Source organism: Granulicella sp. WH15 (assembly GCF_009914315.1).
In the GTDB taxonomy this organism is placed as follows: Bacteria; Acidobacteriota; Terriglobia; order Terriglobales; family Acidobacteriaceae; genus Edaphobacter.
In genome coordinates this window covers 184,061-197,424 of sequence record NZ_CP042596.1, presented here as the reverse complement: position 1 = coordinate 197,424, position 13,364 = coordinate 184,061, and the positions used below count along the sequence as shown (strand labels likewise).

The 13,364-nt window shown below is 63.8% G+C and carries 15 protein-coding genes and 1 tRNA gene; 4 read left to right on the top strand and 12 right to left on the bottom strand.

Annotated features, from left to right (window positions below; all coding sequences use genetic code 11):
- Positions 1 to 66: 66 nt before the first annotated feature.
- The 8 genes from FTO74_RS00850 to infC all read right to left on the bottom strand — a co-directional run bounded on the left by FTO74_RS00850 (position 67) and on the right by infC (position 7,471).
- Positions 67 to 906 (bottom strand): prephenate dehydrogenase, encoded by an 840-nt coding sequence (locus tag FTO74_RS00850; RefSeq protein ID WP_162536451.1) that lies wholly within the window; start codon positions 904 to 906, stop codon positions 67 to 69.
- Between the two features lie 12 nt (positions 907 to 918).
- A complete protein-coding gene (aroF, locus tag FTO74_RS00845) occupies positions 919 to 1,938 on the bottom strand; it encodes a 3-deoxy-7-phosphoheptulonate synthase (RefSeq protein ID WP_162536450.1) in 1,020 nt (339 codons plus the stop codon).
- A gap of 125 nt (positions 1,939 to 2,063) precedes the next feature.
- Positions 2,064 to 2,321 carry a chorismate mutase gene (pheA, locus tag FTO74_RS00840; RefSeq protein ID WP_162536449.1) on the bottom strand — a complete coding sequence of 86 codons (258 nt, stop codon included), beginning with the start codon at positions 2,319 to 2,321 and terminating at the stop codon, positions 2,064 to 2,066.
- Between the two features lie 29 nt (positions 2,322 to 2,350).
- Entirely contained in the window at positions 2,351 to 3,142 is a 792-nt protein-coding gene (trpA, locus tag FTO74_RS00835; protein WP_162536448.1) for a tryptophan synthase subunit alpha, read from the bottom strand.
- A gap of 33 nt (positions 3,143 to 3,175) precedes the next feature.
- Positions 3,176 to 4,405, bottom strand: coding sequence for a tryptophan synthase subunit beta (gene trpB / locus FTO74_RS00830; RefSeq protein WP_162536447.1), 1,230 nt, complete (start codon positions 4,403 to 4,405; stop codon positions 3,176 to 3,178).
- A 122-nt stretch (positions 4,406 to 4,527) separates the two neighbouring features.
- Positions 4,528 to 4,683, bottom strand: coding sequence for a hypothetical protein (locus FTO74_RS00825; protein WP_162536446.1), 156 nt, complete (start codon positions 4,681 to 4,683; stop codon positions 4,528 to 4,530).
- A 36-nt stretch (positions 4,684 to 4,719) separates the two neighbouring features.
- Positions 4,720 to 6,483, bottom strand: a complete 1,764-nt coding sequence (locus FTO74_RS00820; protein ID WP_162536445.1) for a sensor domain-containing diguanylate cyclase — start codon at positions 6,481 to 6,483, stop codon at positions 4,720 to 4,722.
- Between the two features lie 349 nt (positions 6,484 to 6,832).
- Positions 6,833 to 7,471, bottom strand: a complete 639-nt coding sequence (gene infC / locus FTO74_RS00815) for a translation initiation factor IF-3 (protein ID WP_345934244.1) — start codon at positions 7,469 to 7,471, stop codon at positions 6,833 to 6,835.
- Positions 7,472 to 7,804: 333 nt separating this feature from the next.
- On the opposite strand from infC, the gene FTO74_RS00810 reads away from it, so the two are divergent.
- Positions 7,805 to 8,386 carry a response regulator gene (locus FTO74_RS00810; protein WP_162536444.1) on the top strand — a complete coding sequence of 194 codons (582 nt, stop codon included), beginning with the start codon at positions 7,805 to 7,807 and terminating at the stop codon, positions 8,384 to 8,386.
- Here FTO74_RS00810 and FTO74_RS00805 read toward each other — a convergent pair whose 3' ends face one another.
- A complete protein-coding gene (locus tag FTO74_RS00805; protein ID WP_162536443.1) occupies positions 8,387 to 8,659 on the bottom strand; it encodes a hypothetical protein in 273 nt (90 codons plus the stop codon). It abuts the gene before it with no gap.
- A 182-nt stretch (positions 8,660 to 8,841) separates the two neighbouring features.
- On the opposite strand from FTO74_RS00805, the gene FTO74_RS00800 reads away from it, so the two are divergent.
- The 3 genes from FTO74_RS00800 (at position 8,842) to FTO74_RS00790 (ending at position 10,473) form a co-directional block, all read left to right on the top strand.
- Positions 8,842 to 8,928, top strand: a tRNA-Leu gene (locus tag FTO74_RS00800).
- A gap of 69 nt (positions 8,929 to 8,997) precedes the next feature.
- Positions 8,998 to 9,801 carry an indole-3-glycerol phosphate synthase TrpC gene (gene trpC, locus FTO74_RS00795; RefSeq protein WP_162536442.1) on the top strand — a complete coding sequence of 268 codons (804 nt, stop codon included), beginning with the start codon at positions 8,998 to 9,000 and terminating at the stop codon, positions 9,799 to 9,801.
- A gap of 3 nt (positions 9,802 to 9,804) precedes the next feature.
- Complete coding sequence (locus FTO74_RS00790; RefSeq protein ID WP_162536441.1) at positions 9,805 to 10,473, top strand: phosphoribosylanthranilate isomerase; 669 nt, start codon at positions 9,805 to 9,807, stop codon at positions 10,471 to 10,473.
- Positions 10,474 to 10,525: 52 nt separating this feature from the next.
- Here FTO74_RS00790 and FTO74_RS00785 read toward each other — a convergent pair whose 3' ends face one another.
- From FTO74_RS00785 to FTO74_RS00775, 3 genes are all read right to left on the bottom strand, one after another.
- Positions 10,526 to 10,693, bottom strand: a complete 168-nt coding sequence (locus FTO74_RS00785) for a hypothetical protein (protein WP_162536440.1) — start codon at positions 10,691 to 10,693, stop codon at positions 10,526 to 10,528.
- A 143-nt stretch (positions 10,694 to 10,836) separates the two neighbouring features.
- A complete protein-coding gene (locus FTO74_RS00780) occupies positions 10,837 to 11,196 on the bottom strand; it encodes a hypothetical protein (protein ID WP_255462424.1) in 360 nt (119 codons plus the stop codon).
- Between the two features lie 325 nt (positions 11,197 to 11,521).
- A complete protein-coding gene (locus FTO74_RS00775; protein ID WP_162536439.1) occupies positions 11,522 to 13,150 on the bottom strand; it encodes a YXWGXW repeat-containing protein in 1,629 nt (542 codons plus the stop codon).
- Between the last annotated feature and the right edge of the window lie 214 nt (positions 13,151 to 13,364).

Here is a 13,364-nt window from a genome sequence, read left to right as displayed (position 1 = left end):
GACAAGGTATACGCGTCACGAAGTGACCGCCCTCCGCGCAGGAGGCCCGTCCGGCAGGACATGCCTTTACTTGCGCGGGGCGCGGAAGCGATTCGCCTTGCCGAACTCTTCGCGCAGCTCCGGCGTCTTCAGGTTCTCGCGGATGTGGGCAAGCCGCTGCTCCAGTGCGAAGAGCGTTGCGGCGACAGGCGCGGTGTTGGTCATGGCGACGTCGCGCCACATGCTGTAGGGGCTGGCCCCTAGCCGAGTCATCTCGCGCAGCGCACGTCCGCCGATGGCGGCAATCTCATCGGCTCCGGCCAGCTCATCTTCGAGCAGCGCAGCCATCGCGGTCGCGACCATCTGGGGCATGTGGCTGACCCAGGCGCAGAGCGTGTCGTGGCGGGCCGGATCGAGGTTCATGCTGCGGCAGCCGAACTTCGCCACCCAGTCGCGCCACGCGGCCTCGATGGAGGTCTCTTCATCAACCGGCGTAAAGAGCCACATCGCATTATCGAGCAACTTCGCCTCACCCAGAGCCGCTCCGCCCGACTCCTTACCCGCCATCGGATGCCCCGGCAGAAAGCGGGCCGCATCGCCATTGAGCTTCAGCTTGCGGGAGTGCTCCACGATGGCCAGCTTGGTGCTGCCCACATCGGTGATGAGCTGATGCGCGCCCATCCGTGGCGCGAGCCGCTCCATCCAATCCATGATGGCGAGCACGGGCACGGCCAGCACGGCGACGTCGGCCTGCGTCACATCATCGAAAACGCCCGCGCGTGAGATCGCGCCCATCGCCACGGCTGTTTCCAGCTCCGCGGCGTTGTTGTCTACGCCGACGATCTCGCCCGCAAAACCCGCCTCACGCAAAGCGAGGCCGATCGATGTTCCGATCAGCCCCGTTCCGACGATTGCAACTCGTTCCATTCCGCGATGCTACTACGCCACGCTGCGGCCGACGATGGGGGCAATCTGCCGCAACTGCGCGACCAGCTTCTCAAGCTGCTCCGGGAAGAGGCTCTGGGCACCGTCCGAGAGGGCCTTGTCGGGATTCGGGTGCATCTCCATCAGCAGCCCGTCCGCGCCCGCAGCTACAGAGGCCAGGGCCATCGGCGCAACGAACTCCCGCTTGCCGACGCCGTGCGAGGGGTCGCCCAGCACAGGCAGGTGCGTCAGCTTCTTGAGCACCGGGATGGCCGAGATATCCATCGTGTTGCGTGTGTAGGTCTCGAAGGTGCGGATTCCGCGCTCGCAGAGCATCAGGTCGTAGTTGCCGCCGGAGAGGATGTACTCGGCCGAGAGCAGCACCTCTTCAATGGTGGCGGCGATGCCGCGCTTCAGCAGCACCGGCTTGCGCACATAGCCCAGCTCGCGCAGCAGGTTAAAGTTCTGCATGTTGCGCGCGCCCACCTGGAAGCAGTCGATGTAAGGCAGCATGAGCTCGATCTGCGAGATCTCCATGACCTCGGTGATAACGAGCAGGCCGGTCTCGTCGGCGACCTCGCGCAGCAGCTTCAGGCCCTCGAGCCCCATGCCCTGGAAGCTGTACGGCGAGCTGCGTGGCTTGAAGGCTCCGCCGCGCAGGAACTGGCCGCCTGCAGCCTTCACCTGCTGGGCGCTGAGCAGGATCTGCTCGGGCGACTCGACCGAGCACGGCCCGGCCATGATGGTTACGTTCTCGCCGCCGACCACGACGCCGTTGGGGAACGTGATGGTGGTGCCTTCGGGGCGGAAGCCGCGTCCGGCCAGCTTGTACGGCGAGCTGATCCGGTAGGCCTGGTGAACGCCCTCAAGCACCTGGAACTCGGCGACATCGAAGTGTCCGGGCTTGCCGACTCCGGCGAGAATCGTCGAGGTGGCTCCGGTGGTGCGGTGGACGTCGAAGCCGATCTCCACCATCTTTTCGATGACCTGTTGTATTAGCTCTTCTTTAGCCTCATCCTGCATCGCTACGATCATTGCGTGTCTTCCTTCTTCGTTTCCAGAAGCTCTTATCTGTAACCAGAATTGAGCAGAATTTTTGCTGCGGTAAATATGTAACTTGTTTGGTGCTAATTGCTAAAACTTTGCGGTGAAGCTTTGCTTTACCGCCGCTGCAAGGTCCGCATCACATCCATAATGCGCTCGTAAACGTGGACGATCTCCGCATTGGCCAGTGGCCCCGGGTTCACGGCCTGCACGTGCTCCAACACTTCCTTCTCGCGCTTCGGTTCATAGACGGGGATGTCCGTCACCTTTTTCAACTGGCCGATGGCCTGAGCCGCCTCGGCCCGCGTGCTGATGAGCTTGACGATCTGTTCATCCAGCTCGTCGATTCTTTGCCGCAATTCCACAATTTCCATAGAACGTCCTCCGAGACCTTGAACCTCCATCATAGAGTCCCCGCCGCTGGACTGGCTGGGTTGGCGCGCAAGCTGCCGATAAATCTTCCGACTGCGGTGGCTGCTTCTTCGGGTGCCGACCGCTCGATGAGCGCGACCAGCGCCGAGCCGATAATCGCCGCGTCGGCAAACTGGCCGACCGCCTGCACATGCTCGGGCGTCGAGATGCCAAAGCCTACAGCGATAGGCAACTGGGTGAACCGGCGCAGCCGCCCGACCAGCTCCGCGGCGTCCGCGGCGATGGTCTGCTGCGCGCCCGTGATGCCCACTCGCGAGATGGCGTAGACGAAGCCGCGTGAGGCCTCGCCGATGGCTTTCAGGCGGGCATCGGGGCTGGTGGGCGCGGCCAGAAAGATGGGGGCCAGGTTGTTTGCGGCCATCTCGGCCCGATACTCGTCGGCCTCTTCGACGATCATGTCGGTCAGCAGGACGCCGTCGGCCCCGGCCTCAGCCGCCGCCGCGCAGAACGCCTTCATGCCCATGCGGACGACGGGGTTCAGGTAGCTGAAGAGCACCAGTCCGCAGTTGGGGCGCGCCGTGCGCAGCTCCTTCGCCAGGGCGAGCACGTCGGTCAGGCGGACGCCTCGCGCGACGGCCCGTTCGCTGGCCCGCTGGATGACGGGGCCATCGGCCAGCGGGTCCGAGAAGGGCACGCCCAGCTCGATGACGTCCGCGCCGTTGTCGATGGCGGCGAGCGCGATATCGCGGGTGGTGTTCAGGTCCGGGTCGCCCGCCGTCAGGTAGGCTACGATGCCGGGTTTGGTGCGAAATTCGATTGCCATGCGTTCCTCGAACTACGTTCTAAGAGCTACGTTCTAAATTTTTGCGGTTGCGCCTTGAAGATCCAGTTCCCGCGAGAGAATCCCCATATCCTTGTCGCCACGGCCGGAGAGGTTGACCATCAGGATCTGGTCAGTCCCCATGGTCGGCGCGAGGCGGATAGCCTCGGCAACCGCGTGTGCGGATTCGAGCGCCGGAAGAATCCCCTCGGTGCGCGAGAGCGTAACGGTAGCTGCGAGCGCGGCGGCATCGGTGGCCGAGACGTACGAGGCGCGGCCCGAGTCATGCAGCATCGCGTGCTCCGGGCCGACGCTGGCGTAGTCCAGCCCCGCGCTCACCGAGTGGGTCGAGCTGACCTGTCCGGCATCGTTCTGGAGCACATACGAGTACGTCCCCTGCAACACTCCCGGAACGCCGCCGCCGACCCTCTGGAACCGCGCCGCGTGCTCGCCCAGCGCCGTGCCGCGGCCACCGGCCTCGACGCCGATCAGCCGCACGTTTGCATCGGGAATGAACTCATAGAAGGCCCCAATGGCGTTCGAGCCGCCGCCGACACAGGCGACGACTGCATCCGGCAGCCGACCCACTTCCTCCAGAAACTGCCTGCGCGCCTCGATCGAGATGACGCGGTGGAAGTTGCGCACCATCGTCGGGTAGGGGTGCGCGCCAAGCGCCGAGCCGAGAATGTAATAGGTCGTGCGGACGTTCGTCACCCAGTCGCGCATGGCGTCGTTGATAGCGTCCTTCAGGGTCGCCGAGCCGGAGGCCACACCGCGCACCTCCGCACCCAGCAGGCGCATCCGGTAGACGTTCAGCTCCTGCCGCCGCATGTCCTCCTCGCCCATGTAGATCACGCACTCCAGCCCCAGCAGCGCGCACACGGTCGCGGTGGCCACTCCGTGCTGGCCTGCGCCCGTCTCCGCGATGATGCGCTGCTTGCCCATGCGCTTCGCCAGCAAGCCCTGTCCCAGCGCGTTGTTGATCTTGTGCGCGCCGGTGTGGAGCAGGTCTTCGCGCTTCAGGTAGATCTTCGCGCCGCCCAGGTGCTCGCTCAGCCGCTTGGCGAAGTAGATCGGCGTAGGCCGTCCGCAGTAGTTGCGCAGCAGCCCGTCCAGCTCGGCATGGAAGCCGGGGTCGGCGTCGGCTGCGGCATAGGCGGCCTCCAGCTCTTCGAGCGCGGCCATCAGGGTCTCGGGCACGTAGCGTCCGCCATAGGCGCCGAAGCGTCCTTTGAGGTCGTGGGCCGGGATTGTCATCGTTGCCATTGCCTGTTCTCCAAAAATCTCTCTGCTGACACTAAAAAACCGCTACCCGGATGTGGGCAGCGGCTCGTGGGTCGTATGGAATCGTCTGAAGCGTGAAGCAATCTGTCAGATGAGTCCTATATCTACACCGCCGAGTCCGCCCCCACACGCCAATAGGCGCGCCAGAAGCGGATGGTAAACGACGGGCTAAAGCTCTGGATCATCTTGCCCTTTACCTTACACCGCGGCGGAGATATCTGCAACTTGAGCCCATGCGAAGCGTCCAAGGCCGCTCGCATGGTTGTTCCGCTGGCTCAGAATCGCACGAAGTACCGTCAGGCTGGTTGCGGGGTGGTCGCGGTCTCCGGCTCCAGCTTCGTGGAGGCCGACTGGACCTGGTTCCGGCCATTGTGTTTCGCGCGGTACAACGCGGCATCCGCCATCCGGATCAGCTCCTCGCCCCGCTTGCCCGCCACCGGATACATCGCAATGCCCGCCGACACCGTCACCGACCGCAGCACCTCGCCGCGAAACTGCATCTGTGTCTCGGCAACACTCGTAAGAATCGACTCCGCGCGCAGCCTCGCGATCTGCTCCGTCACATCCGGCATGATGATGATGAACTCCTCGCCGCCATACCGGCAGATCACGTCCTCCTCCCGCACCGCCCTGCGGAAGCACTCCGCCACCTGCCGCAGCACGATATCCCCGGCCTCGTGCCCGAAGGTGTCGTTGAACTGCTTGTAGTGATCCACATCCAGCATCAGCACGGCCAGCGTGGTCTTCTGCCGCTTCACCCGGCGGATCTCGCGCTCCAGTGCAATCTCCATGAAGTGCCGGTTGAAGAGCCCGGTCAGCCCGTCACGGATCGACTGCCGCTCCAGCCTCGCGCGCAGGTTGAGGCCCGCGATCGACAGCGACCCCAGCTCGGCCAGCTCCATCACCAGCGGACTACGCGCCTCAGCCAGCGGCACGGCCTCGGGCTTCTCGAAGCTGATGAACGCGAACCCCATCGTCTCGCCGTAGGCGGCCAGCGGCACGCATAGGTAAGTATCGGGCGGCGCTCCGAGAAAGTGCGCACAGTCCAGCTCCGAGAGTCCCGGCTTGCGCCAGCGCAGCTTGCCTGCGCGCAGGCCGCAGCACGCGTTCAGATCGACGCCGTCCAGCAGCGCGGTGGGGTGCCCCCACTCGGAGACGATCTCCACCATGCGCCGCGAGTTGCTGATCATCAGGATCGCGCCATTCGTATCCGGCAGCAGCCGCTGCATATGGTGCGCCGCGCAATCATACGCCTGCTGGGCCGAGGTGCAGAGCTGCAGCTCGTCGCGGGCCGAGGTCAGCAGCGCCGACTCGTGTACCCGCTCCGTCAGCTTGAGAACCGTCGCCTCCAGCTCGTTGTTGGCCGCGAAGAGCCTCCGCTCATCGTGCCGCCGCCGCCAGCTATCGCGAAAGAGAAAGCCGAAGAGCAGCGCCACGATCACAGTCGAGACGCCCAGGTAGCCGATTGTCAGCAGAAAGCTGCGGTAGAAGCTATTGCGTGAGCCGTCGCTCCGCTGTCGCAGCAGAGCGCGCTCCTCCTGCAACAGGATGCTGAGCTTGTCGCGACAGACGGAGATCTGTCGCTCAGGTACCGGCCGGTTCTGGGGGTCGGTCCGGCTATCGGAGCCCACATCGGGTTGGTTGAGCGCGTTCACCAGGTCCGCCACCGCCCGATCCAGCTCCTGCACGTGGCGTTCCTGCGAGTCGTTATCCTTCATCTGATCGCGTAGCTGCACCAGGCTGATGCTGAGGGTCGACAGGTTGGACGAGGCCATCTTCAGATGGGCTCGCACTCCGGTCAGGCTGTACAGTTGCAGGCCATAATCCACTCGATCGAGCCGCTGCTCCTGCACCTGCAGATTCGTGACGATGCCCTGCGAGTGGCTCACCCAGGCCCTGACTTCCTCGGTGTTTCGCATATTGGAGTAGACCGTGAAGCCGCCGGCGATGATGAACGCCGCTGCCAGCACTGCCGAAAACAGCAGAGAGGAGATGCTGCCGAGCTTCAGCCAGCGTGGCAGAGGAAAGATCGGGTTGTCGGAGATCGGGGAGTCAGTCATTGTGAGACGTGTACTCGAGATCTTATCGTCGAAGCTTTACATGAATTGGACGATCCAGAACCAGCCGGAAGTACTGGACCGAGACGGAGGCAAACTCTGTACGTCTCTTCACTCTGCAGCAGATGAGGCTTCGGCTAAATATCATCTCCATCTGTTCGATGTAGATATGAACCGGGGCGATCTGATTTATGACAACAAAGGTAACATCCGTCTCGTTTTTGAGGCGAAAATAATCGCCCCTCATCGTGCCGATGGGGGCGATCTCGACTTTGCTGTTTTTATATGTCCGACGCGCCGACTTTGTCGATCTTCTTCAGGACCTAAAGTTCAAGATACTGGGAGAATCGCGTTACTCGGCAGTCGTCGCAACGGGCTCGGCCTTCGCGGCCGGAGCCTGTGCCGCGGGAGTGGAGGCCGCAGGAGCCGGCTTCTTCGGCGGCGGAGCCTGCTGCTGCTGCTCGGCCTTCTTCGAAGGTGCCAGGATCGCGTGCAGGGTGGTGCCTTCCATGCGCGGCATAAACTCGACCAGTCCGGCGTCGCCGATATCGACGATCAGGCGGTTGATGATCTTGTAGCCCAGATCGCGGTGGGCCATCTGGCGGCCCTTGAAGCGCAGCGAAGCCTTTACCTTGTCGCCTTCACCGAGGAAGCGCACGGCCATGTTCTTCTTGGTCTGGTAGTCGTGCTCGTCTACCGTGACGGAGAACTTAACCTCTTTGATAACAATAACTTTCTGCTTCTTGCGCGCGGCGCGGTCGGACTTGTCCTTCTCATAAAGGAACTTGCCGTAGTCCTGGATCTTGCACACAGGGGGAACGGCATTGGGCGAAATCTCGACCAGGTCGAGCGAGCGCTCGCGGGCCAGCTTCAGGGCCTCGAAGGGGACCATGACGCCCAACTGCTCGCCGTTCTCGTCGATGACGCGGACTTCGCGGGCGCGAATGCGCTCGTTGGTGCGGATAAAGGATTTTGCGGAACGCTTATCAATCGGTGGAATAGGTGGCCTCCACGGACGGCACACCGGCCGGCCATGTCTGTGGTTAGGAGTTTAGACGCGGGTTTGCCCCAGTTCGGCAAAAGCCGCTGCAACGTGGAGTATAGCACTAATCCACGTCTTTTCTGTGATATCGGCGTATCTGGCCCACGTTGCACCAGAAGTTGTGCCGGAACGGGATAGCTTCTGGGCTTACAGTCGATTAGATGACCGTTCGGCCTCCGTGGTTGCGGAGACTGCGGTCTGCGATGATGATAGGAGCGCAGAAAGATGCTGCATGACATGAGTCCGGATCGAACGACTCTGGTAATTGAGGAGAGCTGAACTGTGAGCAAGCGTCGAATCCTGCTGGTGGACGATGAAGTGGCTGTGCTTCTTACCCTGAAAGCCGTGCTGGAGATCAGCGGTTTCGACGTGGACACCGCGGCCAGCGCGCGCGAGGCCAGGGCCCGGCTGAAGGCCCGCGAGTACCACATGGTCATCACCGACATGCGGATGGAGTCCGACGAGGCTGGCCGCGAGGTGATCGTGGCGGCTCGCACCGCGGCCTACCATCCGGCCGTGGCGCTGCTCACCGCCTTCCCCGTCGCCGACGAAGACTGGCAGAACATGGGCGCGGACAAGATGCTGGTCAAGCCCATGCAGACCCGCACGCTGATCCAGTCGCTCGAAAAGCTGCTCGAAAGCCACGCCGACAAGCTGAAGCAGTTGGAGTCCGCGACGGATGGGACCAAGGCAGCTCTGGCCGCGGGATTCGCGGCGGGGCTGGCCTCGGCGAGCGTCGGCAAGCCGGTGAAGGCTGTGGGAGCGCGGCGCGCCACGGTCGCGAAAAAGGCAGCGGCCCCGCGTGTGGCCAAGCGGACGGCTAAGAAAGTCGTCAAGAAGGCCGCGAAGAAAGCGGCCAAGTAGCTACTTGGCCGTGTGCGCCTTGATGTAGTTGCGTAGCGCCAGGTTGATCTCGAGCGCCTTCTCCACGCCGCCGTCGAGCATCCCCAGCCACGCCGCAGCCGGTTCCTTCAGCTCGGCGGTCGAGAGCAGGTAGCTGGTCTGCACGATGATCTCGAGCGCGTTCGACAGGTCGTGCGCGTAGCGGCGTATGTCGAGTGCAAGCTCGTCGGGAATCAGCTCCGAATTGGCATCCGTGGCCCCGGCTGGAGCCGGTTTGGGCGGCACTGGCGTCATAGAAATTAGGACCTCTTGCGTTGGCGCTCGCCAGGGAGGGAGTTATGCTAACCGAACTCGGGACGTCAACCTGAACCCAGTGTACCGAAGGCAGCCGGAATTGACACCAGGGGCCAAATTTGGCATACTCAGGATTCAGGCAAGGAGTTCGGGAGTGCCTCCCCGGATGGCTTGAAGGTAGTGCCGTAGTGGCGGAATTGGCAGACGCGCGTGGTTCAGGTCCACGTACTCGCAAGGGTGTGGGGGTTCGAGTCCCTTCTTCGGCACCAAAGTTCTAAAAACACCCCTCCAGCGTGAGGGGTGTTTTGTTGCTCGTAACACTTTCTCCAGGAGATCGCATGTCCACGCACCTCGAAAAGATCATGGCCACCACGCTGCTGCGGGTGATGGAGCGCAAGCAGGCAGCCGACCTCGGCCATCTGGAGGCGCTCGCCAAGGCCCACCAGCCGCGTGGCTTTGCCGCCGGGCTGCGCAGCGTCGCCTCCACCGGCCCAGCCATCATCTCCGAGGTCAAGAAGGCATCGCCCTCGCGCGGCGTCATCCGGGCCGACTTCCAGCCCGCGTGGATCGCCCAGCGCTACCAGTCGGCAGGTGCGGCGGCCATCTCCGTGCTCACCGACGAGGACTACTTCCAGGGCTCGCTCGCCGACTTGCAGGCGGTCTCCCGCGTCGTCTCCATCCCCGTGCTGCGCAAGGACTTCATCCTCGATCCCTTCCAGATCCTCGAAGCCCGTGCCGCCGGAGCCGACGCCATCCTGCTGATCGTCGCGGCGCACCCCGATGCAGTGCTGGCCGAACTGGCCTCTGAGGCCGCACGCCGGGGTCTCGACGTCCTCTGCGAGGTCCACAACCTGTCCGAGCTGGAGCGTGCGGTCGCCCTCGGGTTCGAGGTCATCGGCGTCAACAGCCGCGACCTCAAGACCCTCGAGGTAAAGCCCGAGACCCACACCGAGCTGGCCGCGGCCATGCCCTCGGGCGTCCTGCGCGTGGCCGAGAGCGGCATCCGCGACTCCGCAGACATCGAGCGTCTGCTCGGAGCGGGCTACAACGCCTTTCTCGTCGGCGAAACGCTGATGCGGGAGCCGGACCCGGCGGTGGCGCTGGCCCAGCTCATCGGCAAAGCTGCCCCCTGCGCGGTTTAAGCCATGTGGATCAAGATCTGTGCCAACACCACTCTCGATGACGCCCTGATGGCCGCCGAAGCCGGTGCAGACGCAGTGGGCTTCGTCTTCGCGCCCAGCAAGCGCCGCGTGGTCGCCGCACAGGTAGCGGCTATTACGCCACATCTGCCCAGCCACGTCGAGAAGGTCGGAGTCTTCGCCACGCCGGACGCGGAGGAGATCGCCCGCGCCGCCACCGAGGCCGGTCTCGATACGGTGCAGCTCCACGGCGGCGTCAATCTGGCCCTGGCGCGGGCCGTGGCCGCCAAACTGCCCGGCGTCCAGATCATCCCCACCCTCTCCTGGGTCGTCGATGGAGGCCCAGAGCAAGAAAACGAAGCCACCCGCCAACTGGCCGAGGTGGCCAGCGCACCAGAGGGCTACCGCGTGCTGGTCGATTCCAAGATTGGCTCCGCGACCGGCGGAACCGGGGTCCACTTCGACTGGGGCCGCGCCCGCGGCGTTTTGAAGCAGCACAATGCCTTGCGGCTGATCGTAGCCGGTGGCCTGACTCCTGAGAATGTGGGGGAAGCGATTGCGGCGCTTGAACCGTGGGGCGTGGACGTTGCCAGTGGTGTGGAGCAATCGGCCGGGGTAAAGGACCGGGCCAAGGTTGAAGCCTTTATCCAGAGAGCCCGGGCTACCGCGCGCTAGCTTCGCGGCCGTCCGAAACTCTAACTCTGGAGATCAGGTGCTTTACAGCAGTTTAGTGGTGGGCAACAGAGCCGCGATCAACGTGCATACGCGCGCTGCGATCGTGGAACAGTACCGGGCGCTGGTGAACGCCGCTGGATTGGATGGGCCTTGCGAAGGCGAGCGCGGGGCTCAGCACAAGAGCAAGAACCGACAATGTTTTCAAGCTGCGATTCGTCATCGACTCCTCCTTCCGCATACATCCATAGGACTCCCGAAAGGTTGCATGGATTCAAAGATTTCCCGTGTGTACGGCGTAAACAGCCCGCCCTTACAGGCTACTTGTGCAAGATCAACAGTTATCAGACGTTGAAACACGGATCATCACTCCTCGGCCCGCACGCTGCGGCCCTTCTTGGGCCGTACGGTATTGGCCTCGATGCACTTGTCGGAGACTAGCGCCGGGTTCGAGCACTGCTTGGCCGCAGCCCGCGTGAACGAGCGGTAGAGGGCTCCGACGTCGATCCGGCCCTGGCGCAGCTCGCGCTGCACCGCCGCGTGCATGGCGGAGAGCAGCTCGTCGCGCAGCTCATTCAGGACCTTGTCGATATAGATATACGGCACGGGGAAAGCCTCATCTGAGATGCTACAGGGCTTTGCCGGGAAGACGCGGGCCACATGCCAGCGGTGAGCCAGGGAGTAACCCCCGCACGTCGGCACTTCGTGCGGTTCTCGGGGCGGCATGAAGCCTCCCGCTGGTCGACAGCGAGAATCTTTCTTCCGACCAGCGGGAGGACCACGCGAAGCCGTAAAAAGGCGTGCAAACGCCCGCCCTCCGCGCAGGAGGCCCGTCCGGCAGGACACTTTCCCCTGAGGCCGTGCAAAAACGGATGGCCCACCCATGAGCGATAAAACCGCGTATGAATAGGCCATCGAGATCTTGCTGTCGCTTGTTTTTTGTTTGCCTTCAGGAGCGACGCGGAGGCATCTGCTGCTGTCGACCAAGGCTCTAGCCAGCCCCCGGGAAACTCCCGGAGGCCTTCAGCCAGAATAGGCGGCTATGCCTGCCTTAGCGATGATGCTCTTCCCCGCCACCCCGTGGCGGAGCCGCCCGCTGAGGCTGGGGCTGCGGGTGCGCCTGCTGCATCTGCGGCCTCGGCTGCTGTTGCTGCTGGGGACGCTGCTGCTGCATCTGCGGGCGAGCCTGCACCTGTGGCCTCTGCTGCATCTGCCGTTGCTGTTGTTGCTGCTGCTGTTCGCGCTGCTGGTTCACCTGTTGCTGCTGACGTTGCTGAACCTGCATCTGCTGCTGACGCTGTTGCTGCTGCACCTGCTGCTGCCTCTCCATCTCCTGCGGGCGCTGCTGCTGCTGCGGACGCTGCGTATTCTGTTCGTTCCGCTGCTGGTTCACCTGTGGCTGCTGACGCTGCATCTGCTCATTCTGAGCGCCCCGGTTCTGCTGCACCTGATTCGGCTGCTGCATCCGGTTCTGCGGTCCGCCGCGTTCAGCTCCCGTCGGCTGCTGCGGCCTCTGCTGCTGCTCGCGCTGCTGGTTGCCCTGTGGCTGGTTCCCCGGCTGCGGACGCCCATTCATCTGCTGCGGATGCTGCCCGTTCATCTGTTGCAGCCGCTGCTGGTTCTGCTGCTGCACATGCTGCATGGCAGCCGGAGCGGCGACGCGGTTCGCCTGATAGGGCCGGGCCGCGGCTGCTACCGCAGGGCGTCCCTTGTTCTGGTTGAAGAACTGCTGGCGGTTCTGCCCGGCCGAGCGCACGGCGTCGATCTGGGTCCGCATCGCCGGAACCCGCTGCTGCCTCATGGCCGCCATCTCCGCCGGCCGCGGCCGCACGGTAAGACCTCCACGCCCGCCGTTATAGCTGACGCGGCTGTAGCCGCCACGGCTCTCTACAGGATGCTCGTAGAAGTTGCGGATACCCGGATTGATCCGGTTGACCGAGCGGTTGTAGTAGAAGTTGTTGCCGTTCCAGTAGCCGCCGCTGTAGCCGTAGCCCGTGTACCCGAAGCCGTAGTTGATGCCGCCATAGAAGCCCACGTACGGCCCCCAGTAGCCCCGGTGGAAGAGGTAGCGGCTGCCGCCGTATCCCCAATATCCGGGCGTCCACAGAGCACCCATGAAGGGCGGAGCCACCCATGCGCCGGGCACCCAGAAGTAGCCGCCGGGGCCGAAGCTCCAGTAGCCGGGCGTCCAGATGTAGTTAGGGTCGTCGACCACAGGCTGCTCGTAGACGGGCAGCGGCGGCGGCGGCTGGTCGGCGTAGAGCGCGTCCTCACCGGCATCGGCCTGGCTGTCGTACGAACCCTGATCCCCAGCCGCATACTGCTGGTTCGGGCCGTAGTCGTCGGGGTTCGCCGGAGCCGTCTCGCCCGGAGGCGGCTGCTGCGGGGCGGCCTGCTGCGGCGGATACTCTTCGCCGGACTGGGTGCCGCTGTAGACCGAGCGCGCGCCCATCACCTGCCCTTGCGCGGGAGCCGGCGCAGCGCCATTGACCGGAGCCATATTCACGGCGGCAGGGTCCACGCCTGTGCCGGTGCTCGCCGTCGCAGCCGCCGTGTTGATGACGTTGGGGGCCTGGGCCGGGGAGCTGCTCTTGCAGCCTGCTACGCCCAGAAACAGGGCAAGTGCTACCGTCGTGCCGGTACGGCTCAGAACCTTCGTGTTCATGCTCTTCGTTCGCATTGATAACATCCTCACTTTGACTGAGATGCAGGTTGCCGCCTGGATTGCCGTTCGCGGCACAGCCAAAAAAGACTTGTGGCTCGCATTATCGACGCTCCACGTAACAACAAAACCCTTGTTCGCGAGATAAGTCTCTTTTCAAGCGGAAAACAAAGGGCATAGAATCGGCGTATGGCTCGCCGAGTGTCTCCTCTCGTCTCCGGTTCCCTGCAGG